Origin of the sequence: Nitratidesulfovibrio vulgaris str. Hildenborough (assembly GCF_000195755.1) — a bacterium.
Taxonomy (GTDB): domain Bacteria; phylum Desulfobacterota; class Desulfovibrionia; order Desulfovibrionales; family Desulfovibrionaceae; genus Nitratidesulfovibrio; species Nitratidesulfovibrio vulgaris.
This window is the reverse complement of sequence record NC_002937.3, coordinates 2,270,920-2,297,275: the sequence shown is the minus strand read 5'-3', so window position 1 is coordinate 2,297,275 and position 26,356 is coordinate 2,270,920. Positions and strand designations below refer to the sequence as shown.

The 26,356-nt window shown below is 57.3% G+C and carries 22 protein-coding genes and 1 pseudogene; 11 read left to right on the top strand and 12 right to left on the bottom strand.

Annotated features, from left to right (window positions below; translation table 11 throughout):
* Positions 1–116 precede the first annotated feature (116 nt).
* Both DVU_RS10390 and DVU_RS10385 read right to left on the bottom strand, forming a co-directional pair.
* On the bottom strand, positions 117–1,274 hold the full coding sequence (locus tag DVU_RS10390) for an iron-containing alcohol dehydrogenase (RefSeq protein WP_010939476.1): 1,158 nt from the start codon (positions 1,272–1,274) through the stop codon (positions 117–119).
* Between the two features lie 807 nt (positions 1,275–2,081).
* Positions 2,082–2,462 carry a hypothetical protein gene (locus tag DVU_RS10385; RefSeq protein ID WP_010939475.1) on the bottom strand — a complete coding sequence of 127 codons (381 nt, stop codon included), beginning with the start codon at positions 2,460–2,462 and terminating at the stop codon, positions 2,082–2,084.
* A gap of 398 nt (positions 2,463–2,860) precedes the next feature.
* On the opposite strand from DVU_RS10385, the gene DVU_RS10380 reads away from it, so the two are divergent.
* Both DVU_RS10380 and DVU_RS10375 read left to right on the top strand, forming a co-directional pair.
* Positions 2,861–3,058 carry a hypothetical protein gene (locus tag DVU_RS10380; RefSeq protein ID WP_010939473.1) on the top strand — a complete coding sequence of 66 codons (198 nt, stop codon included), beginning with the start codon at positions 2,861–2,863 and terminating at the stop codon, positions 3,056–3,058.
* Between the two features lie 374 nt (positions 3,059–3,432).
* Entirely contained in the window at positions 3,433–4,512 is a 1,080-nt protein-coding gene (locus DVU_RS10375) for a tyrosine-type recombinase/integrase (protein ID WP_014524484.1), read from the top strand.
* Here the strand turns inward: DVU_RS10375 and DVU_RS10370 are convergent, their stop codons facing one another.
* The 6 genes from DVU_RS10370 to DVU_RS10350 all read right to left on the bottom strand — a co-directional run bounded on the left by DVU_RS10370 (position 4,513) and on the right by DVU_RS10350 (position 7,677).
* Positions 4,513–4,800, bottom strand: coding sequence for a helix-turn-helix domain-containing protein (locus DVU_RS10370; RefSeq protein WP_014524483.1), 288 nt, complete (start codon positions 4,798–4,800; stop codon positions 4,513–4,515).
* Positions 4,801–5,107: 307 nt separating this feature from the next.
* Positions 5,108–5,365 carry a hypothetical protein gene (locus tag DVU_RS10365; protein WP_010939470.1) on the bottom strand — a complete coding sequence of 86 codons (258 nt, stop codon included), beginning with the start codon at positions 5,363–5,365 and terminating at the stop codon, positions 5,108–5,110.
* Positions 5,358–6,047: a hypothetical protein gene (locus DVU_RS10360; protein WP_010939469.1), complete on the bottom strand. Its 690-nt coding sequence runs from the start codon at positions 6,045–6,047 to the stop codon at positions 5,358–5,360. Before DVU_RS10360 ends, DVU_RS10365 begins: the two co-directional genes overlap by 8 nt.
* 46 nt (positions 6,048–6,093) lie before the next feature.
* On the bottom strand, positions 6,094–6,573 hold the full coding sequence (locus tag DVU_RS10355; RefSeq protein WP_014524482.1) for a hypothetical protein: 480 nt from the start codon (positions 6,571–6,573) through the stop codon (positions 6,094–6,096).
* Between the two features lie 101 nt (positions 6,574–6,674).
* Positions 6,675–6,830: a hypothetical protein gene (locus DVU_RS16710; protein WP_010939467.1), complete on the bottom strand. Its 156-nt coding sequence runs from the start codon at positions 6,828–6,830 to the stop codon at positions 6,675–6,677.
* Positions 6,831–7,392: 562 nt separating this feature from the next.
* Entirely contained in the window at positions 7,393–7,677 is a 285-nt protein-coding gene (locus tag DVU_RS10350; RefSeq protein ID WP_010940664.1) for a hypothetical protein, read from the bottom strand.
* 354 nt (positions 7,678–8,031) lie between these two features.
* Here DVU_RS10350 and DVU_RS10345 point away from each other — a divergent pair, with 354 nt between their 5' ends.
* The 6 genes from DVU_RS10345 (at position 8,032) to DVU_RS10320 (ending at position 15,625) form a co-directional block, all read left to right on the top strand.
* The gene (locus tag DVU_RS10345; RefSeq protein ID WP_010939464.1) at positions 8,032–8,472 is read left to right on the top strand and encodes a phage regulatory CII family protein; all 441 of its coding nucleotides are present in this window, start codon (positions 8,032–8,034) and stop codon (positions 8,470–8,472) included.
* Positions 8,473–8,552: 80 nt separating this feature from the next.
* Positions 8,553–11,045, top strand: coding sequence for a phage/plasmid primase, P4 family (locus tag DVU_RS10340; RefSeq protein WP_010939463.1), 2,493 nt, complete (start codon positions 8,553–8,555; stop codon positions 11,043–11,045).
* 416 nt (positions 11,046–11,461) lie between these two features.
* On the top strand, positions 11,462–11,992 hold the full coding sequence (locus DVU_RS10335; protein WP_010939462.1) for a hypothetical protein: 531 nt from the start codon (positions 11,462–11,464) through the stop codon (positions 11,990–11,992).
* Positions 11,993–12,420: 428 nt separating this feature from the next.
* Positions 12,421–13,434: a hypothetical protein gene (locus DVU_RS10330; protein ID WP_010939461.1), complete on the top strand. Its 1,014-nt coding sequence runs from the start codon at positions 12,421–12,423 to the stop codon at positions 13,432–13,434.
* Complete coding sequence (locus DVU_RS10325; protein ID WP_014524477.1) at positions 13,424–15,403, top strand: terminase gpA endonuclease subunit; 1,980 nt, start codon at positions 13,424–13,426, stop codon at positions 15,401–15,403. Before DVU_RS10330 ends, DVU_RS10325 begins: the two co-directional genes overlap by 11 nt.
* Before the next feature lie 3 nt (positions 15,404–15,406).
* Entirely contained in the window at positions 15,407–15,625 is a 219-nt protein-coding gene (locus DVU_RS10320; RefSeq protein ID WP_010939459.1) for a helix-turn-helix transcriptional regulator, read from the top strand.
* A gap of 34 nt (positions 15,626–15,659) precedes the next feature.
* On the opposite strand, the gene DVU_RS10315 is transcribed toward DVU_RS10320, so the two are convergent.
* Together DVU_RS10315 and DVU_RS10310 are read right to left on the bottom strand one after the other, a co-directional pair.
* Positions 15,660–16,391: a hypothetical protein gene (locus DVU_RS10315; RefSeq protein WP_010939458.1), complete on the bottom strand. Its 732-nt coding sequence runs from the start codon at positions 16,389–16,391 to the stop codon at positions 15,660–15,662.
* A 389-nt stretch (positions 16,392–16,780) separates the two neighbouring features.
* Positions 16,781–17,659, bottom strand: a complete 879-nt coding sequence (locus DVU_RS10310; protein ID WP_010939456.1) for a phage regulatory protein — start codon at positions 17,657–17,659, stop codon at positions 16,781–16,783.
* A 386-nt stretch (positions 17,660–18,045) separates the two neighbouring features.
* Between DVU_RS10310 and DVU_RS10305 the strand changes: the two genes are divergently transcribed.
* Both DVU_RS10305 and DVU_RS10300 read left to right on the top strand, forming a co-directional pair.
* Positions 18,046–19,283 (top strand): IS3-like element ISDvu2 family transposase gene (locus tag DVU_RS10305; RefSeq protein WP_150103616.1). Its coding sequence is split into 2 segments (ribosomal slippage): positions 18,046–18,391 and positions 18,391–19,283, totalling 1,239 coding nucleotides; the frame shifts between segments, so codons are not numbered across the junction.
* A 265-nt stretch (positions 19,284–19,548) separates the two neighbouring features.
* Positions 19,549–20,922, top strand: coding sequence for an HNH endonuclease (locus DVU_RS10300; RefSeq protein ID WP_014524476.1), 1,374 nt, complete (start codon positions 19,549–19,551; stop codon positions 20,920–20,922).
* Positions 20,923–21,010: 88 nt separating this feature from the next.
* On the opposite strand, the pseudogene DVU_RS17030 reads toward DVU_RS10300, so the two are convergent.
* Both DVU_RS17030 and DVU_RS16955 read right to left on the bottom strand, forming a co-directional pair.
* Positions 21,011–21,176, bottom strand: a pseudogene (locus DVU_RS17030) (IS481 family transposase); the annotation flags it as partial.
* Between the two features lie 95 nt (positions 21,177–21,271).
* Complete coding sequence (locus tag DVU_RS16955) at positions 21,272–21,397, bottom strand: hypothetical protein (RefSeq protein ID WP_263053354.1); 126 nt, start codon at positions 21,395–21,397, stop codon at positions 21,272–21,274.
* 130 nt (positions 21,398–21,527) lie between these two features.
* Here DVU_RS16955 and DVU_RS10290 point away from each other — a divergent pair, with 130 nt between their 5' ends.
* On the top strand, positions 21,528–26,315 hold the full coding sequence (locus DVU_RS10290) for a DEAD/DEAH box helicase (RefSeq protein WP_010939452.1): 4,788 nt from the start codon (positions 21,528–21,530) through the stop codon (positions 26,313–26,315).
* Positions 26,316–26,356: the final 41 nt, after the last annotated feature.

Sequence of the window (26,356 nt, the reverse complement as noted above, 5' to 3'; positions counted from 1 at the left end):
ATCACGAAGAACGGCCCGGGCATTGCTGCACCGGGCCGGTCTTGTATGGTGTATATGTTCTTGTTGCGGGCAGGGCTGCGTCGGGCCTCATGGCCCGAGTGCAGAGTGCGACTTTGCTACAGTGCAGCCTTGAGAATGTTCCGGCTATCCTCGAGCGTGAGGTCGCCCCGTTCGGACATGGCGGTATGCCCCTTCTCCTTCAAACCTGCGATGATGGCGTCGAATGCCTCCTCACCGATACCGTATGCGGAGAGGCGGGTGGGTACGCCGAGGCTTTCGAAGAAGAACTCGGTTCTGGCGATGGCCTCATCGATGGCAGCGTTCTCGTCCTTGGCGGTGACGCCCCATACACGACGACCGTATTGGAGCAGCTTCTCGCGCTTCTGTTCGCGGCGCACGCGCATGACGGCGGGCAGGATGACGGCAAGCGTGCGACCGTGGTCAACACCATGCAGGGCCGTTATCTCATGCCCGATCATGTGCGACGTCCAGTCCTGCGGCACGCCTGCGCCGATGAGTCCGTTGAGGGCCATGGTCGCGCACCACATGAGATTGGCGCGCGGGTCATAGTCTGCACGGTCTTCGAGGGTGGCGTATCCCACTTCGGTGAGGGTCAGCAGAATGCCTTCGGCCGTCCTGTCCTGAAAACGGCCCTCGGCAGGGAAGGTCAGATACTGTTCCATGACGTGCACGAAGGTGTCGACGACGCCATTGGCCACCTGCGCTGCGGGAAGCGTGTAGGTGAGCGTGGGGTCGAGAATGGAGAAGCGCGGGAACGTGGCGGCGCACAACACCGGGTATTTTCCGTTGCCGTGGCTGATGACCCCGCCCATGTTCATCTCTGAACCTGTAGCCGGAAGCGTGACCACGGTGCCGAGAGGCAGGGCCTTTTCGATGGGAATGGGGTTGAGCCCGTGCTTCAATAGTCCCTGTTCGTCACCTTCATAGCCGTGGGCGAGGGCGACGAACTTTGTGCCGTCCATCACCGACCCGCCACCGACGGCAAGCAGGAAGTCGATGTCATTCTCGCGAGTGAGTGCCACAGCCCGCATGAGGGTCGTGAACTGCGGGTTCGCCTCTATGCCCCCGAAGGCCATGACGAAGCGGTCACCCAGCGCCTTTTTCACGGCGTCGATGGTGCCGAAGCGCTTGGCACTGCCACCGCCGTAGAGGATGAGGACGCGCGCGTCCTTCGGGACGAGACGGTCGATTTCTGGCAGCCTGTCCTTGCCGAAGACGATATGGGTCGGATTGTAGAAGTCGAAGGGATACATGTCCGCTCCTGTTGTGTTCAGGGATTTCATGCCGACTTGATGGCTGGCATGATGATGCGGGGGATTGTAGCACAACAGGCTCGCTGCGCCAACCTTTCGGATAAATCGGTGTGATGGGCCGGGGCTGTTAGGGGGGATGTGCAATAGGACGCTCTATGCTCACAGTGTAGAGTCTGAAAGCTGGGAGGAGTGGGCGGAGACAGAGGGAGAAGACCTGTCTTTTCAAGCGGGGAATTCTTTGCAGCCAGCAACTTATCCAGCCTGCCATCAGGGACACAAGATGGGTGTACCATGAATCGTCGGCAGGCATGAAAAGTGGGATGAGGGCTGGAGGGAATGCAGGTAGGCCTCGGCGCCTATCTGCATCACTACAACAAAGAGCGGCCCCACCAGGGCATGAGCATGAGCGTTCGGACTACCAGCCAAGCCTTTGCGAAGGCTGCCGAAAGAAGACAACCTGAGTAACATCCCTATGGGTACGGTAGGGTCAGGTGAATACTCGTCCTGTACAGTAGGGGTGTCAAATGGGGATGAGGGGCGATAGGCTACGTGGCACTTGTTTTTGGCGCATGGGTACACTCTGAAAGAGATTCTTGAATGATCAACAAACAGTTTTTTGGGCAAGCATGCCTCTGGTGCACAGGACCCCTGTAACACCAGTGGTGACCGCGTGCCGTCAATAGGTGGTTTTCATGCTCCCGTGACTGTCAGGAGTGCTCACAGCATTGGAATAGTCGAAGAAGAAGGGCACCTCACATGAGATGCCCTTCTATTGTTTGCGATGGCGCTCTTGGGCGCGGCTACTGGCTAGTCGTCATCATCGTCACGGCCCTGATGCGCCTTAAGCCCTATCCGCTTAGGATTGATGTGATAAATGTCGCAGATGGCGTCCCACCCGTAATCACGAGAGCGCATGTCACGAATCGCCCCGCGTGACACACCTGCCAGCCTCGATATCTCATCAGTGCGCAGTTCTTCGAGGCGATCACGTTGTTCGAGCCATTCACGGCGATACGATTCAGAGCGGTTATCCTCGTATCGGTGCCGTGCACCGCTTACCTCACGGATCAGCTCAACAATGTCACTTGCCACTTCTACAACATCTTCCACGTCCGACGCATACGCAGTAGGCACTGTCACGGTAGTCACCAGAAGTACAGCGCCAGCCAGCGTCTTTATGCGGGCCATAGACTCTCCCTCTTTATGCATTTTCACGAATCCACGAAGTGTAGGGAACACGGGCGCTGTGTAGCAGTAAAAAACAGGGAATACTAGTAGGAGTGGGATGTGGTGTTGGTGGAAAAGTGAAAATGCCCTACCTTCTTGTCGCTTGCCACTTGGCAGTGGGGAAGAAGGTTGCATGCAATAGAAGTAAGGGTAATATTGTTATCGTAAAACATATGATGATCATTCGAAATGTTTCTATAATATCGGGCAGGGCGAGGATATCTGTCGGGCGTTGCCTGCTGTCAATGGCTTCTTTAGCTGGCCATGCTGTCCGTCTTCTTGCCTGTGGCACGCCGTACGCGCTATAATGAGGGGAAAGTTTTTATGCCTACGTCCATAGCGCAAGGAAGGAGTACGTCATGGCAGACTTCACGGCAACGGTCACCATCAATGGTGAGGAATGCGACTACGCGCCCGATGCTGGCATGGCGCGCATTCCCTGCGGGAATTGCGGTACGCTGAACGAGGTCGAGATAGAGCTTGCAGCCGACGGCACGCCAAGCCATTCGGGCTTTTCATGCGAGAATTGCGGGCACTGGAATAGCCCGGTTTCTTGAGGGCGCGTCTGACGCTGCAGTCCTGATGCGCCAGCGACGCCTCAAGCCCCCCCTGGGGGCAGCCGAATTGTCTGCGCCAATTCGCTACGGCATCATGTCAAAGCGTTTGATTGCGTATCAAAGCGAAATGCCTCACGATTTCTCGTGAGGCATTGAATTCTGGAGCGGGAAACGGGATTTGAACCCGCGACCTTCAGCTTGGGAAGCTGTGCAACCTTGTCCGCACTCTGTCTGAACTTTCCGCATTGTGCATCATAACAGATGGTTGCAAATTCTGATAGCCCTCATTTGCCCGTAGTTTGCCTCTGAAAAAGGTTAGCTGTAGGGTTAGCCACGCTACTTGGTTAGCCAAAAGTTAGCTACGGGAGGGCGTCGTGGCACGTCGTAAAACGAGGTTTACAGGCGTTTTCGAAGTGGCGTCAACCACGAGAAAATACCAGGGCAAGGCAGACGTCGCCTACGACTATTGCATCAAGGTCGAGGGTAAGCTCGTCTGGAAGAGGGCGGGGTGGAGGTCGGACGGCATGACCCCGCAGCTGGCCTCGGCACTCCGTGCCGATGCGGTGCGCCTCTCGAAGCAGGTCGTCCGGGCGAACATGACGGTAGGGGATGCATGGACGCTCTACTGCCGAGACTGGCTGGCGTCCAAGTCATCCTATAAGACAGACCGCTCACTGTACCTGAAGCACATCGAGCCGGTGATCGGTTCTCGCAGGATGGATGAGGTCAAGACCGTCGACATCAACGAGTTGCTGCGCCGGATGGGTGACTTGTCACCACAGACGCGAGTCCATGCTGTCGGCCTCGTGAAGCGTCTGTACCGCCGTATGGCGGGGTGGGGTGTGTATCACGGCCCTACGCCCACGGATGGCGTGGTCGTCAAGCGTGTAGACAATGCCCGGATGCGTTTCCTGTCGCCCAAAGAGGCCCGCTGGCTTCTTGAGGAGCTGGACTGCCGTTCTCCCCAGTTCGCCGATGTGTGCAGGGTCTCGCTGTTCGCAGGGTTGCGGCTGCGCGAGATCTTTTCGCTCAAGGTGCAGCACGTCAACATTGACGCACGGGTCATCGCCGTGATGGACGCCAAGTCTGGTAGCCGCATGGCGAGCATGACGGAAGATCTGGCGCGGGTGCTGGCGCGGTATGTGGTTGGTCGCCGACCCGAGGAGTTCGTTTTCACCAAGGCGTCGGGTGAGGGGATGCGGACGATCAACCAGACGTTCGTCCGGGTTGTCCGCGATCTGGAACTCAATGACGGGGTGGATGATGCGCGGCACAAGGTCGTGTTCCACACCTTGCGCCACACCTTCGCCTCGTGGCTCGTCCAGCGAGGCGTACCTCTCTATACGGTTGCAGACCTCATGGGGCACAGCGTCGTCGAGATGACCAGACGCTACGCGAAGCTGGCCCCCGACACGCGGCGCGAGGCCGTGAATCAGCTCGACGGAATCCTGTAGCTAGGCTTGCGTCTGGAAGGTGTTGCGGGCCAGCCAGTCCTCCATGGCCTTTCTGGTGTAGAGCACCTTGCCCTTGTGCGCTGCCTGTATATAGGCAGGCCCCCTTCCGGCCGCACGCAGCTTCTCGAGCAGCGACTCGCTGATACCGTAGAGGCGGCTCACCTCGTTGGCGGTCAGGGTGAACTTCACCGCGATGGACTGGAGTTCGACGACCGGGGCCATGGCCTCGCGTATGGCTTCGGCAATCTGGCCGGAGTAGATTTCCTTGATCTCTTCAACGTTCATCATGTCTTTCTCCTTCATGCAGCCTGATCGGTGTGTCTGGTGGTCGACAATGCTGTAGGCCTGTCTGCTTCCGTCCCGGCACCGGGTGATGTTTTCCCGGTTGAGAGCGCCGCGCATCTCATGGCTTGCCTTGCGTTTCATCTCTTCCGGTTTGGCCAGGGGTGTCGTCGTCCACCCCCGGCGTGTTTCGGCTGCCCGCTTCTCGCCGCGCCGTGCGTGCGAAGGTGTCGTGGTGCGGGCTACCCGGCCCGATTTCCTCATGCCCCGGCTATCCGGGGGCGAATCGCCGGGGACGTCTCGGAGCCGGACGCTAGGGCGTCTGGTTCTCGCGTAGGGCGCGATGGCACGAAATGCAGGGTGATTCCGGTGCGGCGTCAGGCATGTCCACGCCCATGCACTGGCGGTGTCTGTCTCTGACGCGGCGCAGGGCCATGCGGACGTTGGCCAGCGCGAACTTGTCCGCCGGGTTGAGGCCGCTGCGATTGAAGAGCCTCTCCACGTCGTGGAGCAGGGTGCCAGCCTCTTCTGCGATGATGGCGGAAGCCGGCATGAGACGGACGCTACGCATCGGTATCCTCCTGCGGTGGTTCGATGATCTGTCGGGCGATGTGCCCGCAGAGGCCCTCTTCACGCGCCATGGAATCCACCTTACGGCTGAGGAGGGCCAGTTCGCCAAGCTCGGCAGCCCGGACGAGGAGTCGTTCGTTGCCGTCGCAGTTGAGGCATGGCTGAAAGAGGTCGTCGCTTCCGGCGGTGACGTTGCCGCATGACGTGCAGACGGTCATGCAGGCGGGAACCGATTGGGGTTCGTTCGGCGGCGGTAGCAGCGCGTCGACACGTTGCGGCTGCTGGAAGCCGATGACCCGCACCATCCATTCCATCGTCGCGGGATCGCGGGCGGCGTCGCCAAGTGCCCGTGACCGCGTGATGCGTCCATCGGCGTAGACGCGCACCACGTCGCCCTTGTGCACGGGCGGTTCTTCGCTGCCGGGACTCCCCGAAGGGATGCCGAACGACGCCGACACGAGCCGGGTCACAAGCTGGCCAATGCCGTAGGGGCTGGCGAAGTGGATCTCGTCCATGGTCTTCGCCTCTGGCCACCAGCGACCATCGAGGCGGATGCGAAAGGCGTTGGGCTGTGCCTCGGGCCGTGTGGGCCACTGCTCGGAGCGGAAGATTTCGATGCGCACCACTTCGCCCGTGGGCCGGTGCAGACGCATGGTCGCGTCGGGGCGGCGCTTGTCGCTCATGCGGCACCCCCGGCTTGCCTATGCGGTCGGGCAATTCTCATGGCGTTCACCTTGCGTTCTTGCCGTGGTTTCGCGGCATGGATGAAGAGACGAAGCGGCGCGTGCCCTTGCTGGCGGTGATGACCTGCCCGGCATCGGTGATGACGGTCGAGCACCCCCGGCTACGGAGCCGTTTCGCAAGCCCGCCGGGTGATGTGGCGGGAAGGCCCAGCGCGTTGGCGGCATCGTTGTAGGCCTTGAAAAGGCGGGACAGCGACACGCGGCCGGCGCTTGCCTCAAGCATGGCCCGCAGCAGTACGGCGGCAAGTTCGACGCCAGAGTCCGGGCGTAGCGGGGTGACCATCTTTACGCGGGGCTTGCTGGCCTTGTGGTGCACGGGCCGGGGTAGCCCGTTCTCCGCCAAGGTGCGCCCTATGCGGCATTCGGCGCATTGGAGGCGCTGCTCCGTCCTGACGGAATGGATGTGGCGCAACAGGCAGTGGCGGTCGTTCAGGGCTGTACGTTTGTCCTTGCAGTAGACGGTCATGGCATGCCCCAGAGAAGAGCGGCGGCGATGCAGCATGCGAGGAACAGCCACGCATAGCCCCGGTCGTCCATCCATCGGTTGAATCTACTGAGCATGGCCACCTACGCAGGGACGAAGCCGTGCCGGATGTGCTGCAACCACAAGGTACGCAGGGCGGGCAGGGTGTCGGCGGCAAGGCGCAGGGTGTGTGCCCCCATGCGGACCAGCGTCACCAGTTTGTGCAGGTCGGCGTCGTAGCGGTAGTTCATGTCAGGCATGGTCCACCTCGTGCGCCGCCAACTGCGCGATGATGACGAGCCGAAGAACCAGAACGTTGCCTATCGCCTCTCGTGGCGTCCTCTTGCTGATGCCCATGGCTGCCTCCGTCGTTTGGCGTTCCCGTTTGAGCCCCCATTCCCTGCCGTCGCGTGCCTTCCCGCTCCCTAGGGCTTGCGGCTTGCCGTGCTCGGTACTCGCAGGGGGTATCGTCACCGCGTTCTCCCAGACCTCTGCCGTATGGCGCTGCTCTGGGTTGCTCGGTTTCGATGGCCCATGCTGTGACAAATTGTCTCGCCAGTCAACAAAAAAAATGACAATTTGTCTCGAAACGGGCGACAAAAAATCCACGAGGCACACCCGTTGCTCGACGTGGATATTCGCCGATGAGGTGTCTCACACTGGAGGATGTGATGGGTCTGCTTTCAGAGCTGGATGAAATAGCAGGAACGCTTCGCTGGATGGCCAGCGAAGGCGGTTGCGGCGAGCCGCGCGACTATGTCTTGCAGCTCCTGGCCGGAAGGCTTGAGGCGATAGCGGAGATGATAGACGGCAGCGAGGTGGCTAGGCGGGCGTTAGCGGAAGAAACGCCCCGGTCTCCTGATAGTGCCGGGCGCGATGGATGATCTGCTCGAACGAGAGGTTGAACGCTGCTGCAAGGATTTCGACCTCACGGATGGGCACAGCCCTCGTCTCGCGCGAACTCCACCGCTCCCACGTCTTTGGCCGCGCACCGGGAATGACCCACGTTACGGCGCGCATGGCGAACTTACGGGGGGTGGGCTCGTAGGTCTCTACGAGGTTGTTGAACACGGCAACGATGGCTTCTTCGAGTGATGGTTTCGGCATCACAACCATATAACGCAGAGGCACCTCTTTCGGCAGTGGATATGATTGTCGTTGATTGACGTGACAAGTTGTCATATTATTCCCCCATGAATGACGCCCAACTTCTCGAACAACTTGTCTCGAAGCTAGGCGGCTTACGGGCCGCTGAAGAGCTTGGGGTCTCACGTCGGCAACTCTATCGGCTCCAGAGTTCCGGGCGGATGACACAAACGCAGCGTCGTCTGGCCAGACTGCTTCTTGAGCATATCGAGCTGCCGCAGGGCGACGCCTGTCATGCTTAACCATGGCAGGCGTCCAGCTCTTCTTAAAGCAGAACTTCGCAATGTTTTTTCTCAAACGCCATGGGAGACTTTCATGCGTGACCGCTTTCTGTCGGGAATGCTCAAGAGGATTCTTGAGGAATCTGATCTTCCTGCGAAGCAGATCAGCGTCGAGGTGGGGGTGCCGTATTCGACGCTGATGAACCAGCTGAACCCCGAAATTTCCAACGCCAAGTTCTCGGCTGACGATCTCCTTGCCTTTTGTAAGGCACTTCGCACGGTAGAACCGGTCTCCTATCTGGCCGCCGGACTCGGGTACCGCCTCGAACTCGTCACGGCATCCCCTGATGGGCGCAGTCTCGACCATGAGCAGACGCAAGCCACCATCGCATTGGCCGAGTTCTTCAAGGCACAACAGGCGGGCTGCCCCGTAGAGCAGACCCGGCCACTTCTGCAGAAGGCCATCAAAGAAGCGGAAGACTGCCTCGCGCGCCAGATCGATGAAGAGCAGGCGGCTTCAGGAGCGAAACCATGACCATCGGCATCTTCGGCGGCATAGGCTGCGGCAAGGCCACAGCCGCCGCAACCCTGTCCGGTCTCTGTGGCGTGGCGTAAATGGGCTGGGCAGGGCGCAACCTAAGCCGTGACCAGCGCGATGCCATCGCCCGCAAGCTGTTCACGGTGACCGACGAAGAGGACAACTGGCTCAACGGTCTATGCCCGCTGCATGACGACCAGAACCAGTCGTTCTCGTACAACGTCGATGAAGACGTGTTCCACTGCTTCCGCCAGTGCGTGGAAGACGGCGACCTCGTCGACCTCTATTGCCATGTCCGCGGCTTGCCCTTGCGAAGTGGCGAGGGGTTCAAGGCCTTCCGGCGCGAGTTCGCCGCCGACGCCGGAGTGGGGCAACCTGCGCGGCGCACTCCGGGCGAGACCCGCAAGCACGAAGCCGCCTCGCAGAAGGGGGCAGCCAAGCGCAGCCCGCGCCAGAACCTTGAGATACCAGAGGCCGTCTACGAGGCCATGACCCCCGTCACGCCAGACTGGGCGGCCCGTCTCTACACGCAGCGCGGGTGGACGCCAGAGGTCATGACCACCTACGGGGTGCGGCTTCTCAGCCATTTCCGCAAGAAGTCCGACCTGTACGCCGTCTTTCCGCTCAAGACCATCGACAGGGTGGTCATCCCCGTGCGCGATGCACAAGGGGTGTTGCGAAACCTGCGGTGCTACCACGCCCTTGGCAAGCCACCGGGCGACCAGCCCAAGATCTACAGCTGGGGCCGTGGGCATGGGGCTTCCATGCTCTTTCCTCCGGCCTCGATGCTCCGCCCGGGCGGGGTGCTGCTGTGCGAAGGCGAGGGCGACTGCCTGTGCGCCTTCTCGCATGGCGTCCGCAACGCCATCACCCAGACGGGCAAGCCCAACGAATGGCCCGAAGACCATGCCGAAGCCCTTGCCGGGCGCGATGTGGTCATCGCCTATGACGCCGACCAGGCAGGGCAGAAGTATGCCGAGGCCGCGGCGAAGAACCTCGTCCGCAAGGGCTGCGCCGTGCGCATCATCCGCTGGCCCGCGTTCATGGGGCTGCGCGAGGACGGCTCATGGCCCGAAGACCACGGGCAGGACCTGACGGACTTCTTCGTCCGGCATCGCAAGACCCTGTCGGACTTCATGCTGCTGCTCGACGATGCGCAGCCGTATGTCCCTGCGGGAAAGGCCGGCGCATCTCCGGATGCCGGAGACGATGCACCCCCTGCAGGTGCCGACCCCAACGCGCCCTACATGCGCTTCTTCGGCATGAGCGCCAACGGGCGATTCACCTTCCGCGAGCGCATTCTCGCGGACTACCTCTGTCAGGAGAATCCCATGATGTACCACGACAAGAGCGGGCAGCTTTTCGTCTGGAACGGAAAGCACTTCGAGATCTACAGCGACGAGCAGCTCAAGCGGCGCGCCATCAACGCGCTCGGAGAGGAGGCGACGGCAGCCCGGGTTGCGTCGTGTTCGTCGCTGGCCATGACCATGTCGGCCATCCCGCACGGCAGGTCGCTGAACGACCGTGACGACTGGCTCTGCATCGAGAACGGGATGCTCAACGTGACCACGCTTGAGCTAGCCCCGCACGACCGGGACTACCTCGCCACCATCATGCTGCCTGTCAGGTACGACAGCGAGACGACGCCCAAGCCGGAACGCTGGCTGACGTTCCTTGCAGAGACCATCCAGACGGAAGGCCCCATCGCCCAGTTGCAGGAGTTCATGGGCTACTGCCTCACCCGGCAGACGAAGTTCGACAAGTGCCTGTTGCTTCTGGGGCCGGGGTCGGACGGCAAGTCGAAGGTCATCAAGGTGCTGCGGGCCATGGTGGGCGAGGCCAACTGCTCGGCTGTGAGCATGACGGGCCTCGAAGACCAGTTCCAGCGCAGTGCGCTCTTCGGCAAGCTGCTGAACGTGGGTACGGAAGTCACCACGGCGGCCCTTGAGAGCGAGTATTTCAAGGCCATCGTCACGGGTGACCCCATACAGGCGTCGTTCAAGCACAAGGACTCGTTCGAGTTCACCCCGTGCGTCAAGCTCGTCTACGCCGCCAACAAGCTGCCCCGCGTCATGGACAACAGCGACGGCTACTTCCGGCGCATCCTGCCCATCCAGTTCAAACGGCAGTTCCTCGAGAACGACCCGGCCATGGACCCCGACCTTGAAGGCAAGCTCATGGCCGAACTCGACGGCATCTTCGAGTGGGCACTCGTGGGGCTGCACCGGTTGCTGGCGCAAGGCCGGTTCACCATGTGCGACGAGACCCGCGACATCCTCATGGACTACCGCAGGTTCAACAACCCCGTGCTCGGTTTCGTGCAAGACCGCTGCACCATCACCGACAACACCCGCACCGACATCAAGGACCTCTATGCGGACTTCAAGCGGTACGCCAGCGAGAACGGCTTCAAGCAGCTCAACCGTGAGAACTTCATGCGCGAGCTTGAGACGGCGGCACGCAAGGTGCGTGAAGACGCCGCCGTGCGTGTCACGCGCCCCCGGGCGGCCAATGGGGCGCGTCCGTATCTCGTCGAGAACATCACCCTCAACCCTGTCGTGATCGAGTAGGCCGCATGGCTCTTCTTCTTTTGTGCGCTCTCCCCGTACCCCTCCTGTGCTGCGGCGCCACCGTTCCGGCCCGAGCACAGGGTGCGGGTGAGCGAAACACGGACCAGCCTCAAAGAAGCGACACCCTGACAATCCAAGCGATTGCAGCCGGTCGACGCAGAGGTGGTCCGTGCTGGTCCGTAGATTCACGGACCACGAAAACGGATAGATACCGATGGGATGCGGTGTAAAATGCGGCTTGGTCCGTGGTCCGCGGAACATAATGCGCGCACGGGCGCACGCATGCGTGTACGGGTGCGCGCGTGCGTATTGTCTAGTTTTTTACCCTCCAGACCAGCGGACCTACGGACCAGATAAGAAAAACAACAGGTTGAATGCGGACCAAATACGGACCACCACGGACCGGAGTGGAGACCATGCAAGATCGGGCACAGATCGAAAGGCTATTCGCTAAGTACGGCCAGCCAGACGGGCCGAAGGAACGCGGCGTATCCGCTGTGTCCCCGGGCGGCACCGTGGCGGAGGTCGCAACGCCACGTCCGCAGGGCGGGGGCATGACGCAAGCGTCTGCTCCATCCACGGCGGCCGGGGCCAGCGCATCGGTCGCACCTGTAGAAGCGAGGGGGAAGGCCGTGGTGGAGTACACCCCCTCGGGGTACAGCGCGAAGCTCGGCATCGCTCCCCGGTGCGATGCGCCGGAGGCTGGAGCGGAAAGGATGGCCGACATGCTGCGGCGGTATCCGCTCCATGTCTATCGCCTCTGGAGCGGCGGATGCGGCTTCGGCTTCTCCCAGGGATGGGCGCGGGACAACTGGAACCGTGTCATGGAGTTCCATGACCTCTTCTGGTCGGAAGCCGGCGACGTCTACTTCGAACGCCATCGCTCGGAAATCCCCGTGATGGATCATGACGCGGAAGGCGGGCTGAGGAGGTGCGCCCATGCGTAGGCCGATGGGCTGCCGACACAAAGGCGGAGTGCTGTCGCCATGCGGGGTGTCCCTGTTCAGCCCGGCTGGTGCTTCGTTGGCCACCGGGCAGACTCCATGCTCTCCTGGCATGGCGGCGCGGCCTTGGGCCACATGTGCAAGACGGCTGACCACATCCGTGCAGCCGGGCGTGGTGCACAGCTGGCGCTTCGGCTGCCGTGGCCCTTCGGCGTTCGGCCTCGCGTATCGCGGCGAATTGTCATGCGAAGTCGCAAAACCCTTGGGGCACAAGGGGGCCGGGGCGTCGTTCGGGTCCTTCCCCCCCAGTCCCCCCGCAGGGGTCGTGGAACACGTGGGCGGCGAGCGCACTCGAATTTCAAAACCGTTGCACATTGCACACTTAGCCAATCAGCACGGTGCGTGCCACCGGGATGGAGCGGCGTAACACCATGATGGAGACGACAGGCGCGACGGCGCGGCGGGCTGGATCTGCCACCTCGAAGGGCGGGCAGACGTGGGCGACAACCGGGGCTGCATGGACCGACTTCGCCCAGCACAAGTGGGCCATCTCTCGCCGCACGTTCTACAACTATGTTGGCACCCGGCGGGATTGCCGCCCCCGGCGCGACGGTCTCTATCATGCTGACGATATTGTGAAGATTGCCACCGCTGCGGGCTGGCCTCCTCGGGTGTCTGCCGGGGCGGTCCCACAGGGGGGGGAGGGGGGAGCAACGGCGAAGGATGTAGGTCTGACGCTTCTAGAGCAGCGGCTGCGGCGTGAACGCATACGCGGCGACCTTGAAGAACTTGAGCTCCGCAAGAAGCGCGGCGAGCTGGTCTCGCGCGGCGAAATGGAGAGGATGATGTCCGCTGGCGTAGCCGTGCTCGAATCTGAACTGCTCAACTGGATCCACTCCGAGGCCCTTGAGATCATCAGCCTTGTCGATGGCAACCCGAAGCACGAGGCCTTGCTCATAGACATGCTTCGCGAGCGTAGCCGCGTGTTCCTGAATGGCTTCGCCTTGGATCGCGCCTATGAGGTCGAGGTCATCGATGAGGAGGCGGACGCGGGCGCGGCGGACGGTGCTGGCGGTGCGACGGGCGCAGTAGCTCCCGGCTTCTTGAGCGGCTCTGCGGTGCCCTCGATGGCGCACACGACGGTGCTGGAACGCAGTGTGGGAGATTCACCGGGATTATCGGCAGGGGGCATCTCCGAACGTGCGACGGGGGCCGTCGCGCCAGCCTCGGCAACGGGTGGAGCAGAAACGACTGCCGCACCAGCCTCGGCAAATGGCGTAGCGGCAACAGCCGCCGGGCCAACCTCGGCAACGGGCGCAGCGGGAACAGCCGCCGCACCAGCCTCGGCAATGGGTGGAGCGACCTTGGCAACAGACGCAGCCAGCGCAGCAAGCGCAACAGGGGCCCTTGAAGTGCTCCCCGGGGACGGTGGCCATGACGCATGAGCAGCAACTGCAACTGGTGCCGCCCACGCGCGAACCCCTTCCTGTGGTGAGAATCCGGCGTCCGCATGATGACGACGACTGTCCGCAGCGTTTCGTCTTCCGCTGGCCAGCCGCTGTGCGTCGTGCCTTCCGGCGTCCGAAGCGCATCAGCGTCACGGAGTGGTGCGAGCGTCACTTCCGCATCATCGGCGGGCAGCGCCCCGGGCGCTGGCGTCGTGAAGTGTTCCCGTACACCTGCACCATCATGGACGCCTACTCGCTGCCGTTCATCCGCGTCATCGGCATCTGCGGGCCACCACAGACGGGCAAGACGGCCCTTGAGCTAGGCTGTCTGGCGTGGGCCATCGACCGCGACCCCGGGCCGGTGCTGATGGTGCTCGACCAGCAGGATACCGCCCGCGAAATGGCCAAGGATAGAGTCATCCCGCTGCTCAAGGCGTCGCCACCGCTTGAGCAGTACATCACCGGCCTTGCCGACGACGAGACGGCCAAGAGCATCAACCTGAGGCACATGACCATCCACTTCGGCTGGGCGGGCAGCGTGTCGCGCCTTGCCAACAAGCCGGTGAAGCACCTCCTGCTCGATGAGGTGGACAAGTACGAGCACGACGGCAAGCGCGAGGCCGGGCCGGTGTCGCTGGCCATGAAGCGCGTGCGCACCTTCAAGCATACGCACAAGTGCATGTTGCTCTCGTCGCCATCCACGCCGCGCGGTGAGATCATGCTGTGCCTGGCTGAGGCGCGGGTCATCTTCCACTACTTCGTGCGCTGCCCGAAGTGCGGCGTCTATCAGGAGATGCGCTTCACGCACGACGACGGCGAGGTGGGCGTGGTGTGGCCCGAGGGCGAGCGCGACTATGCCAAGGTCAACGACCAGATGCTGGCCCGTTATCGCTGCCGGGGCTGCGGTGCGCTGTGGAACGACCACGACCGCGACATGGCCGTGGCGCGCGGCGAATGGCGCGACCCGGAGACGGGCATGGAGGCCATGAGCTGGATGCTCGAACGCCGCCCGCGCCATGTGGCGTTCCAGTACTCCACGCTCATCTCGCGCGACGTGTCGCTCTCCGAGACGGCGGCCAAGTTCATTCAGGCCGACCGCGACCGCAAGCTTGGCGACCTGCAAACGCTGAAGGACTTCATGAACGGCTACCTCGCCGAACCGTGGGTGGACGGCACGGAAGAGGGCGATGCAGGGGCCGTCATGCGGCTGCGCGACGACAGGCCCGCCGGTCTTGTGCCCGGTGGCGGGCAGGTGGCGTGCCTGCTGGCTGCCGTGGATACGCAGGACAACGGCTTCTGGTACGAGATTCGCGCCTTCGGGTGGGGGCTTTCTGCCACGTCATGGAGCATCCGCAACGGCTTTGTGCCTTCGGCCTCGCCCGACGACTTCTCGAACCTTGAAGAGGTGCTGTTCAACACGGTCTATGAAGATGCGCAGGGGCTGGTCTACCCGGTTCAGGCCGGAGTTATCGACGCCATGGGCCACCGTACCAGTGAGGTCTATGACTGGTGCCGGCTGCATCCGCTGTTCATTCCCGCCAAGGGAGAGCAGCGCATGGCCACGCCGCACACCTTTCGGACGGTGGACACCTATCCGGGGTCGAGCCGCGCCATTCCCGGCGGGTTGCAGCGTCTGCATGTCCATTCAACGCACTTCAAGAACCGGCTGCACGGCCTGTTGCAGGTGGCGCCCACAGACCCCGGCGCGTGGCTGTACAACGGTGAACTGACCGAAGACTGGGCCAAGCAGATGGTGGCCGAATACCGCGACACCCACGGCATGTGGCAGTGCCCCAAAAACAGGCCGAACCACGCGTGGGACGTGAGCTACAACCTGCTGGCCCTTGCGGACATGTTGCAGATTCGCTTCATCCCCAAGCCCGAAGAGGAGCCTCAACCGCGCCCCTATTCGCAGGGTAACGACAACACGAAGCGCCCCGGCTGGTGGGGCCATGTGAGGAGATAGCCTATGGATGCGCTGGACATCGACAAGCTGCCCGGTAGCCGTCTGCTCAACTGGGAGCAGTGCTGCGCCGTGCTAGGGGTGAGCAAGAGCACCTTCTATAATCTGGTGAACATGGGCGAGCTGCCAGCCACCCGGGTTGGCGTGCGGGCCGGGCTGCGGGTGCGGGTGGACACGCTACGGGAGTACCTGCGGTGTCGGGTGGCTAGTGAGGTGTGCCTATGAGAAAGGGGCCGGAAGGCCCCTTGATGTTGTTTTGTTAAGCTTCTGTCGTGATTTTGTCGTGTAGCTTGGTCGCTTTTGATGTGAAGTCGTCGAGCGCCTCTTTCGTCATCTGTTTGATTTTTGTAAGGGATTCTTCCCACTTGTGACATTGTGTTATAAGATGTGGCGCAATTATCTGTTCTAGGTTTATCTGTGTGTTCGGTGCAGGTTTGCCGTTGATATCGAGAGGGTTGGCAATACAGTATGCGTCTTTTATGCTATAAGATGTTGAAATGAGTTTTGTATAGATTGCTATTGCTTTGTAATCTATATTTGTTAGCGTTGACATGTCGTGGTATTTAAACGCACAATCTATCCTTTTCATTGATTCATTTAATATTTCAAAATTTAAGCCTGGTTCTTTTAGCAATGCTTTAAAACCTAACACTGAATTTTTTGCTTGCTCAATGTCTTTGAATAGATGCTGAAGAAATACAATGGTTATAATTGTTGTTCGTGATGTTTCTATTCTTTCTTTTTTTGATTCTTGTGTTATTATGGCGATGCTTGCTCCTATAGATCCGCCTGCACCTATCAAAGAAGATAAGAGTGCTATTTTTATGTCTTTATTGGAAGTAAGTATGAATAAGGCTATTGATGAAACTGCAGTAGTGCAGGCTAAGATTCTTATAAACTTTTTCATTTTATCAGAGTGTCGATTTTTATTTAGTTCTGTCACGAAGCTTTTTAGTCTTGTTATTATGTCGTATTTGCTCTTTTTTTTCATTTTGATGGATTCCTTCGTGGTTATGTCCGTTGTCTGTTAATTTTTTGTTGTTTGTAGGATGTGCGTAATCGCATGTTTATTTTTTTGTGTAGTTGTGCATCATTTTTAAGGTCCACGAAATATGGTAGATAAAGATAAGGTTGAAACAGCATTAGCGTTTGTTGTAGATTGAGTGCAGTTTGGTACCGTCGCGGAGTGGGGTGTACAGGGCTTGTCTTGGAAGTTGTTGTGAATTATGCGCATCATATTAGAAATCATGTGCAACTTCAATAGTACAAGATGGTATCCGCCTATCATTGTTCAGAGGGTGCGTGATCATCATCCGACTCTTACCGAACCACCTACCCATCCCACAACTGAAGAGGGGCCTTGCGGCCCCTCTTTGCGTTCTATTGCGGTGTCATGATCTTTGCGGCTTTCTCAAGCCCCATGAGTACCGTCCAGCATTGTTCTCCTGACCATGCAAGGCTGTCTATCATGGACAGGGTGAGCGTGGCGGATTCGTAGGCAGCCATGCGGGCGTTGTTGAACATCGACTGTCCGGCCTGTGCCGCAAGGCGTTTGCCGTAGGTCTCTGGCAGGTCGCCACGCACGGCGTCGATGCTCTCGCGGAGCGTTCGCAGGGCCTTGGTCACTTGGTGCCCGTAGTCGAGCAGCATGTCGGCGTTGGGGGTGGCGATGGCGGGCGGGGTCTGGGCCGCGTCGGTTCTGGCGTGCTCCATCTTGCCGAGCACGAAGCTGATGGCCCTGTCCATGTCTGCGGCGGGGATTCTGTCGAGCCGGTCGACGTTCATGGCCCTGCGGACTTCCGCGCGTGCCCGGGCGCGGGTCATGCTGGCGATGTCGGCCCACGAGTTGATGAGCCGGCGCAGTGTGTCTTGATGTGATGCGGGCAGGGCGACGGGCTGTGCGGCGGGGAGGGTGTCTGCCTCGGCGGGGCCGTGGGCGAGGGTGCGCTCCATTTCGTTGAACCGCCGGATGTACGCCTCTTTCATCCTCATGGCTTTCGGCCCGGTGTAACCCATGGCCACGATGGTGAAGCCGTCGCGGGTGAGGTTGTACATGGGGCGCGTCTCGCCTTTCTCGTCGACATATTCAACGCACTCAAAATTGAGTTGGTTGAACTCTGGGCTGACTTCTGCCGAGACGCTGCGGATGTCGCGAATTACGTTGAAGTGCTTTTTGCCGAAGTGCTCGGCCAGACGAAGGCTGGAGACGACGGGGCGACCTGCGACGAGGTCGACGGTGGGAATGCTGATGCTGGACATGGGGCCTCCGATGGAACTTTTGAGGTTCACGGAGACAACTCCCCACATGAGGAATTGCCGGGTGCTCAAAACAGCCATCGGAGCTGCGGGCTATTTTCCCTTACGGGTATTGTATTTCGCCCACACCCGGCAAATAGGGGCAGAGATGCCTATGCGATAGGCAAAAGAAAAGGCCAGTCTGTCGGGTGGCAATCCGCCGATGAAGGTGTTTTGAGCACCTAGTGGAAGCAAGCCACATCAGCCGCTGAAAGTCAAGAATGTGGGTTCAGGTGTGGTCGTCTTTCGCCGTGGGGTATAGCAAGGGGGATATTCATTTGATATGGCAACTGGAGTAGCCCCCAATTAGGCCGGACCTCTCTGCCAACCGAAGAGGTAGTGCTAGAGGTATGTCCAGACAGAGTGCTAAAGAGATTTCCACGGTCGAGGTCGTGACCATGGTTCAACGTCGTCGTTGGACCATTGCCGAGAAGCTACGGGTAGTTGAAGAGTCGTCTTTACCCGGAATGAGCGTCTCCTTCGTGGCTCGCAAATACGGCATCGCTCCGAATCTTGTCTTTCGATGGAGAAAGCTCATGAGCGATGGCGGAAAAGTGGCTATTCAGGCCGACGACCGAGTGGTGAGCGTGGCAGAGGCGAAGGCTTTGAAGAAGCGCATTCGGGATTTGGAACGGCTTCTCGGCCGAAAGACGATGGAAGTCGAAATCCTGAAGGAAGCTATCGACATTGCACGCGAAAAAAAACTGATCTCGCGTTCGCCGTTGCCATTCGAGGACGGTTCCCTATGAAGCGTGTAGCGGACTCCCTGCAAGTCTCCCGTTCGCGTTTGGCAGAGCGGCTTGACGGTCCACATCGTACCAGAAAGCCTCGTTACGTGAAGGCGCAGGATGAGGAATTGCTTCGTCTCATCCGTGCCATTCTTGATGAGCGGCAAACCTACGGCTATCGGCGGATACAGGCGTGCCTCAATGCCCATTTGAGAGCTACAGGGCAATCTGAAGTCAATCACAAGCGCGTTTACCGCATCATGCGGATGAATGGCCTGTTGCTCACCCGTCATAACGGCAAACGTCCAGACAAGGCGCACGAAGGCAAGATTGTTACTCTGCACCGCAATACACGATGGTGTTCTGATGGGTTTGAGATCCCATGCGATAACCGGGAGGTCGTGCGTGTCGCGTTCGTCCTCGATTCGTGCGACCGGGAAGTCATCAGCTACGTTGCGACGACCAGGGGCATCTCAGGCTCTATGGTCCGCGATCTGATGCTGGAAAGCGTGGAGCGCCGATTCGGCAATGCGCACACGTCCCATACAGTGGAATGGCTTTCAGACAATGGATCTTGTTATACTGCGAAGGAAACAGTGGAGTTTGCCTCGTGGCTAGGCCTGCGAAGCTGCTTTACCCCGGTGCGCAGTCCAGAGAGCAATGGCATGGCAGAGGCATTCGTGAAGACATTCAAGCGTGATTACGTTGACTGCAACATCTGTCCCGACGCACCGAGCGTTCTGAAGCGCCTTTCCGAGTGGTTCGAAGACTACAACGAAAATGCTCCACACAAGGGATTACGGATGCGCTCGCCAAGACAATTCATCCGACTGTCAGCAACCGCAGGGTGTCCGGTTTAGCGGGGGCAACTCCAGCAACCGAAAGCCAACTGCATGGAGGGTGCCTCGCCGCACATTTGGATGGCACTAACTTGGGGAGGTTTACAATTAAGCTAGGTTAGGGTGGGGATGTTTCTAACAGTACTTAGTCTGAATGTTTATGCTAGAACATTAAAATTCAGTGCTTAACGCGCTTTGGTGCGGTTTTTTCTGGTCTGTTATTTCGCAGCACCGTTCAATAGTAATTGTGTTGTGTGGTTCTTAATCAAGATGTGGGGATGTTTATATGGCATTTTGTTATATGTGTGGTGAAGAAATTACTGAAGATAACAAGCATAGTGAGCATGTGATTCCTAATGGTATTGCTGGAAAGTTGCGTTCCAGCACAATATTGCATGAAAAGTGCGGTGAACAACTTGGCCATTCTATCGACGCTCATTTTTGTAAGAAATTCGCACTGCTTCTTGCTTTGTTTAACACTAAGCGTGATAGGGAAAGCAATCCTAATGCCACATGCTCTGTAGAGATTGATTCTTTTGGTTCTATTGATTGTAGTGTCAAGTCTGGAAGGCTATATGTTAAAGGAGTGAAGCTAGATGAGATGAACAAGAAGATATACTGTAGCCCGTTAAGCAAAAATAATTTGATTAAAAGGTATCCAGACTGGTGTTTCGTGACAGAACTGCCATTTGATGAGTGTGTTGTGAACTCTTTGCTTGATTTTGACGATGATTCTAGATTAGGACTTGCAAAAATTGCTGTAGAGTATGCCTTGTCGCTAGGTTTGGATGCTTCGCTCCTTGATGCTGCTTTTTGCGTCAAACAGAAAAAGTTCTTAGATGTAGAAGTGGTACCTTATTATCCTAGGAATAAATTTGAACGAATGATTGACGAAACGGCTTGGTATTTCGAAAAAAGTAGGATTGCAGGAAGAGAAAGTGTGACTGTTAACGCGGAACTTCCGAGGCATTCTTTGCATCTTTTTAGTGAAGGTAAATTGTTGTGTTGTTACGTGAGTTTGTTTTCTTATTTTGACTACTATGTTGTGCTTTCAAATTCTTATGTAGGAAACAGAATTTCTGAATGGCATATTGAGTCTGTTGTTAAGTCTACGCCATATTGTAGTGAATATGATTTGACTAGCCTTGACCCCAAAGAGGTGTCTATTTGTGCGCAGCATTGGGATATGGATGTACATGATGTGTGGGATAAGGCTCAAAAAGCTAAGCAGAACGATAAAAAAAATGTTGGTATATTGAGAAAAGATATTAGGACCGATTATATTAAGAAAGAACCTGCTGCGTATATTAGTTCAATCGCAGATGATTTGTTGTATAGCATTAACTGTATTGCTTCTTGTGGAGGTGACTATTCGAAATTTGTTCCTATAGAGGTGCGTAATTGTATTGCAAAGTATGTTGAAAATGAAAGTGCTATGCTTGAAATTATGCGCGGTGCATTGTGGCTTTTGAAAGATAATATTGTAGATTTAAATAAATATAAAACATATTTTTTAAGTGGTGGAACAGAGATGCTTATTGTGGAGTATGTACGCAACAATATGGACACAATTTCTCTCGATATTTCTGAATTTAGAAAGAACCAGCTTCATAGCGTAATTGGATCATCAGAAATTTTGTATCCTACGGTTGACGAATAACTCTCTGGATGTACAGATCTAGTATGCACCTGACTGTACAGAGATAGTATTCACTTGACACTTGCCGTACCCGGCTGGGGGGGGATGATCAAACTGCGCAGTGTTCTTCGTTGTCTTCTTTCGGCTGCCCTTCGGGAGGCTATCAAGGAAGACTTGATAGGATGTCCGGCCGCTCATGTTTCTGCCTTGGTGTGCCCCCGTGGTTGCGTGGAGAGGTAGGCATCGTGTGTTTGCAAATCGTTTAACGACTCGTGATCGCTCTGCGGGCGCGTGCTTCTCGTTCGCCTCTTGCCGCACCACCATACCCATCCCACAACTGAAGAGGGGCCTTGCGGCCCCTCTTTGCGTTCTATTGCGGTGTCATGATCTTAGCGGCTTTCTCAAGCCCCATGAGTACCGTCCAGCATTGTTCTCCTGACCATGCAAGGCTGTCTATCATGGACAGGGTGAGCGTGGCGGATTCGTAGGCGGCCATGCGGACGTTGTTGTGCGACAATTCCGGCTTAGTTCGTTTGTCTAACTGTCCCACCTGATTCGAGGTTGAATCTTGCGATTTGGCCTCGTGGCTGGCAAGGTACCTTCTTCAATAATTGAGGAGGGCAACCATGCTGCACCAGATACTTCAGAAGTACCGCGAACAGGAATACCAGCGCGATAAGGGCGATGCTTTCGAACGGCTCATACGGGCCTATCTTAAGACCGACCCGCAGTATCAGGCGCTGTTTTCTGACGTGTGGCTCTGGAAGGACTGGCCGGAGCGCGAAGCCCTTGGCTACAAGCGCCCCGATACCGGCATAGACCTTGTTGCCCGGTTCCGTGATGGCGAAAGTTATTGCGCCATCCAGTGCAAATTCTACGAGAATGCCATTTCGCAAGGTGACCTTGGCACCTTCTTTACGCTTTCCGGCAAAGGCGGCTTCTCACAGCGGCTTATCGTGGCGACTGCCCCTCTCAGCAAGAACGCTGCGGATGCAATAGAGCACCAGACCATACCGGTGGCATTGCTCACGCTGGAAGACCTCGCCAGCGCCCCCATAGACTGGACGCAATGCACGATTGCTGCGCCAGATACCCTCAAGCCCATTGAGCACAAGAAGCCACGCCCGCATCAGAACGAAGCGTTGGAGGCTGTGCGCAAGGGGTTTTCTGCCCATGATCGCGGCAAGCTCATCATGGCGTGCGGAACGGGCAAAACCTATGCCTCTCTGCTCATAGCCGAAGACATGGTGGCCCCCGGGGGCACTGTGCTTTTCATGGTGCCTTCCATTGCGCTGCTTTCGCAAACGCTCCGGGCATGGACGGCTGACAGCACCAAGCCGTTGCGCTGCTTTGCCGTGTGCTCTGACAGTAAAGTCAGCCGCGATGATGAAGACATGCGAATAGCCGAGATGGCATACCCTGCCACCACCAATGCCACCAAGTTGGCAGCTGCCTTTAATGCCACGCAAGACACCTCACGCCTTACCGTGGTCTTTGCCACATATCAGTCTATTGCTGTGGTGCATGAGGCGCAGCAGCAGGCGGGCTTTACGTTTGACCTTATCGTTTGTGATGAAGCGCACCGCACGGCGGGCTATACCCCCAAAGGCGAAGACCATTCGGCCTTTGTTCGCATTCATGACGCAGATTACATCAGAGGCCAGAAGCGCCTATACATGACGGCTACCCCGCGTCTGTACGCCGAACAGAGCAAAAGCAAGGCAAAAGAGCGAGATATTGCCGTATTTTCAATGGATGACGAAGCCACCTTCGGGAAGGAGTTTCACCGCCTCCGGTTTGACGAAGCTGTGCGGCGTGACCTGCTTTCAGATTACAAGGTGCTGATCATCGCTGTTGAAGAGAAGCATGTGACCCTTGCGCTTCAATCGCGCATAGAAGACAACAGCGACGAACTTGACCTTGATGACGCCGTAAAGATCGTGGGGTGCTGGAATGGCCTTGGTAAAAGGCTGGCAGAAGACGATACGGCAGACAAGCACAGCGACCCGTTGCCCATGCGCACGGCCTTGGCTTTTGCGGGCAACATCAAGAACTCAAAGCGGCTGGCTGGCGAGTTTGTCCGCATCGCTGCCGAATTGGGTGATGCTGTGCCCCTTCCGAAGCTGGAAGCGCAACACGTAGACGGCACCATGAACGTGGTGGAGCGCAACCAGAAGCTTGCGTGGTTGAAAGAGAATGCCAACGCTGCACCAGCCGACGCCCCCGCCACCTGCCGTATTCTCACCAATGCCAAATGCCTTTCAGAAGGTGTGGACGTTCCCGCCCTGGACTGCGCCATCTTTTTGAGTCCGCGTGATTCGGTGGTGGATGTTGTGCAGTCTGTGGGCCGTGTCATGCGCAAGGCTGATGGCAAGAAGTACGGTTATGTCATCTTGCCCATTGGCATCAATATGGGTGGCTCCCCTGAAAAGGCGCTCGACAACAACAAAAAATATCGCATCGTCTGGCAGGTGCTTAATGCGCTGCGGGCACACGACGACCGGCTTGATAACCAGTTTGCGAAGATAGACCTGACGGGCAAGGCTGGCGGCGTGGTTGAGGTCGATATTATCGGCGGCACGGGCGAAGGCAGTGGCGACCGTACCGACAAGTTCCGCACAGAGTGGCTTTCACTCCCCGTGGCAGATGCCTATGGCGCAGAGTGGCAAAACGCCATCTATGGAAAAATCGTCCACAAATGCGGCGACCGTCTCTATTGGGAAACATGGGCCAAGGATATTGCCGATATTGCCGAACGGCATCAGGGGCGTATCCGGCTTATGCTTGAAAACCCTACGCAGGAACAACAGCAAGCATTCGAAACCTTTCTTCACGGCCTGCAAAGCAACCTGAACCCCTCCATAGACGCGGGGCAAGCCATTGAAATGCTGGCGCAGCACGTCATTACCAAGCCCGTGTTCGACGCTCTGTTCAGTGGTTACGCCTTTACGGAGCAAAATCCCGTTTCGCAGGCCATGCAAGGCATTATGGATGTGCTGGCAGGTAAGGCGCTGGAGAAGGATCTTGACCACCTTGAAGGCTTCTATGCCGATGTGCGCCGCCGTGTGCAGGGCATAGACGACCCTGCCGGGCGTCAGAAGATCATTGTGGAACTGTACGACAAGTTCTTCAAGACAGCGTTCCCCAAAATGGTTGAGCGGCTCGGCATCGTATATACCCCCGTGGAGGTGGTGGACTTCATCATCCACAGTGCGGACAAGGCGTTGCGCGAGCATTTCGGGTGCAGCCTGCAAGATGAAGGGGTGCATATTCTTGACCCCTTCACCGGCACCGGGACCTTCCCTGTCCGTATGATCGAAAGTGGCCTTATCCCTCCGCACAAGCTGGCCCACAAGTATGCACATGAGCTTCACGCCAACGAAATAGTGTTGCTGGCCTATTACATTGCGGCCATCAACATCGAAGAGGCGTACCACCGCGTCACCCAGGGCGATTACCAGCCCTTCCCCGGCATATGTCTTACCGACACCTTCCAGCTTGGCGAAGCTGCCAACGTGGCGAGGGTTCATGCGGGCGAGGTTGTCACCGCTGGAGACTGCCCGGAGAACAGCGAGCGCGTAGAAGCCCAGAAACGGCGTGATATTCGTGTGATCGTCAGCAATCCGCCGTATTCTGTGGGGCAGGGCAATGCCAACGATAACAATCAGAATTTGAAGTATGCCCATTTGGATGGGCGTATTGCAGCAACGTATGCGGCGCACTCTACGGCAACGCTGAAAAACAGCCTATATGACTCTTATATAAGAGCATTTCGATGGGCATCTGATCGCATTGGCAATGAGGGGGTTATCTGCTTCGTTACCAACGGCTATTGGATAGATAGTAATACGGCTGACGGTTTCCGGCATGTGTTGGAAGAAGAGTTTACTTCCGTTCATGTGTATAATTTGCGAGGTAATGCGCGCACACAAGGAGAGTTGCGGAAGAAGGAAGCCGGGAATGTCTTTGAGGGCGGATCCCGCACCCCTGTTGCCATAACCCTGCTCGTCAAGAAGGCTGAGCATACGGGCAAAGCCCGCATCTTCTACCATGACATTGGCGACTATCTGACACGGGAACAGAAGCTTGCAGCTATTGCGAAAGCCCATGACTACAGAGGGCTTGAATGGCAAGCGTTAGAGCCTAATAGCCATGATGACTGGCTGAATCAGCGGGATGAGACTTTTGGTAAATTTATGCCACTCAATGAAGATGGAAGAGCGTCTATTTTTTGCATGCGTTCTGGTGGGTTAAAGACGAATCGTGATGCGTGGTGTTACAATTTTAGCGGGCAACGGTTGGCGCAGAATATTAAATCCTCGATTGATTTTTATAACAATGAGGTCGATCGCTATCAATTGATTATACATGAGGGTGGAGATGTAGCAGCTTCTGATATTATTAATTTTGATAAAACAAAATTTTTATGGGATCGGCAGCAAAAGCAAGATATAGTCAAAAAAAAGAAGTATACATTCCTCGCGACAAGCATTCAGTGTTCGTCTTATCGCCCCTTTGTGAAAGAAAAAGCCTATTTTAATAGACATCTTAATAATTGTGTGTATAAGCAGCCCTCGATTTTTGCATCGCCTGATTGTGTTAATTTTGCAATACAGACTCCTGGAGCAGGATCTACAAAAAAGTTTTCTGCAATAATGGTGGATGTTGTGCCATGTCTTTGGGCAGAAGGGTCACAGTGTTTCCCCTTATACCATTACGAAAAGAAGACAGTCAGCACAGAACGACAGTTGAGTCTTCTTTCCAGCGAAAGTGAAGACAGTGGACAGGACGGGTATGTCCGGAAAGAGGCCATAACGGATGAAGGGCTTGAGGTATTCCGCAAGCACTACGGCGATGCAACCATAGGGAAAGAAGATCTTTTCTATTACGTATACGGGGTGCTGCATTCCCCGCAGTACCGGGAAAAGTACGCCGCTGACCTTAAGAAGATGTTGCCACGGGTGCCCTTTGCTCCGGACTTCTGGGCATTTAGCAAGGCGGGGCGCGAACTGGCCCACTGGCATCTGAAGTATGAAACGGTGGAGCCGTGGCCTGTGACCGAAGAGCGCCAGCCACAAGATGGGCGAGACGATTTTGCTTATTACCATGTGGAGAAGATGCGCTTTCCCAAAAAGGGCGAGAAGGGAACCATCATCTATAACGGCAACATCACCTTCAAGGATATTCCTCTTGAAGCGTATGGCTATGTGGTCAACGGCAAGAGCGCCATTGAGTGGCTCATGGAGCGGTACGCTATCACGGTGGACAAGGATAGCGGCATCAGGAACGACCCGAACGACTGGTGCCGGGAGCATGACGACCCGGCGTACATCTATAATCTGGTGAAGCGCATCATCCGCGTCAGCATGGAAACCAATCGCATTGTTTCAGGCTTGCCGGAGTGTGAAGGGTAGAGAGATACGGGTGCGTTATAGAGAGAAGTAGAATAGAGCTT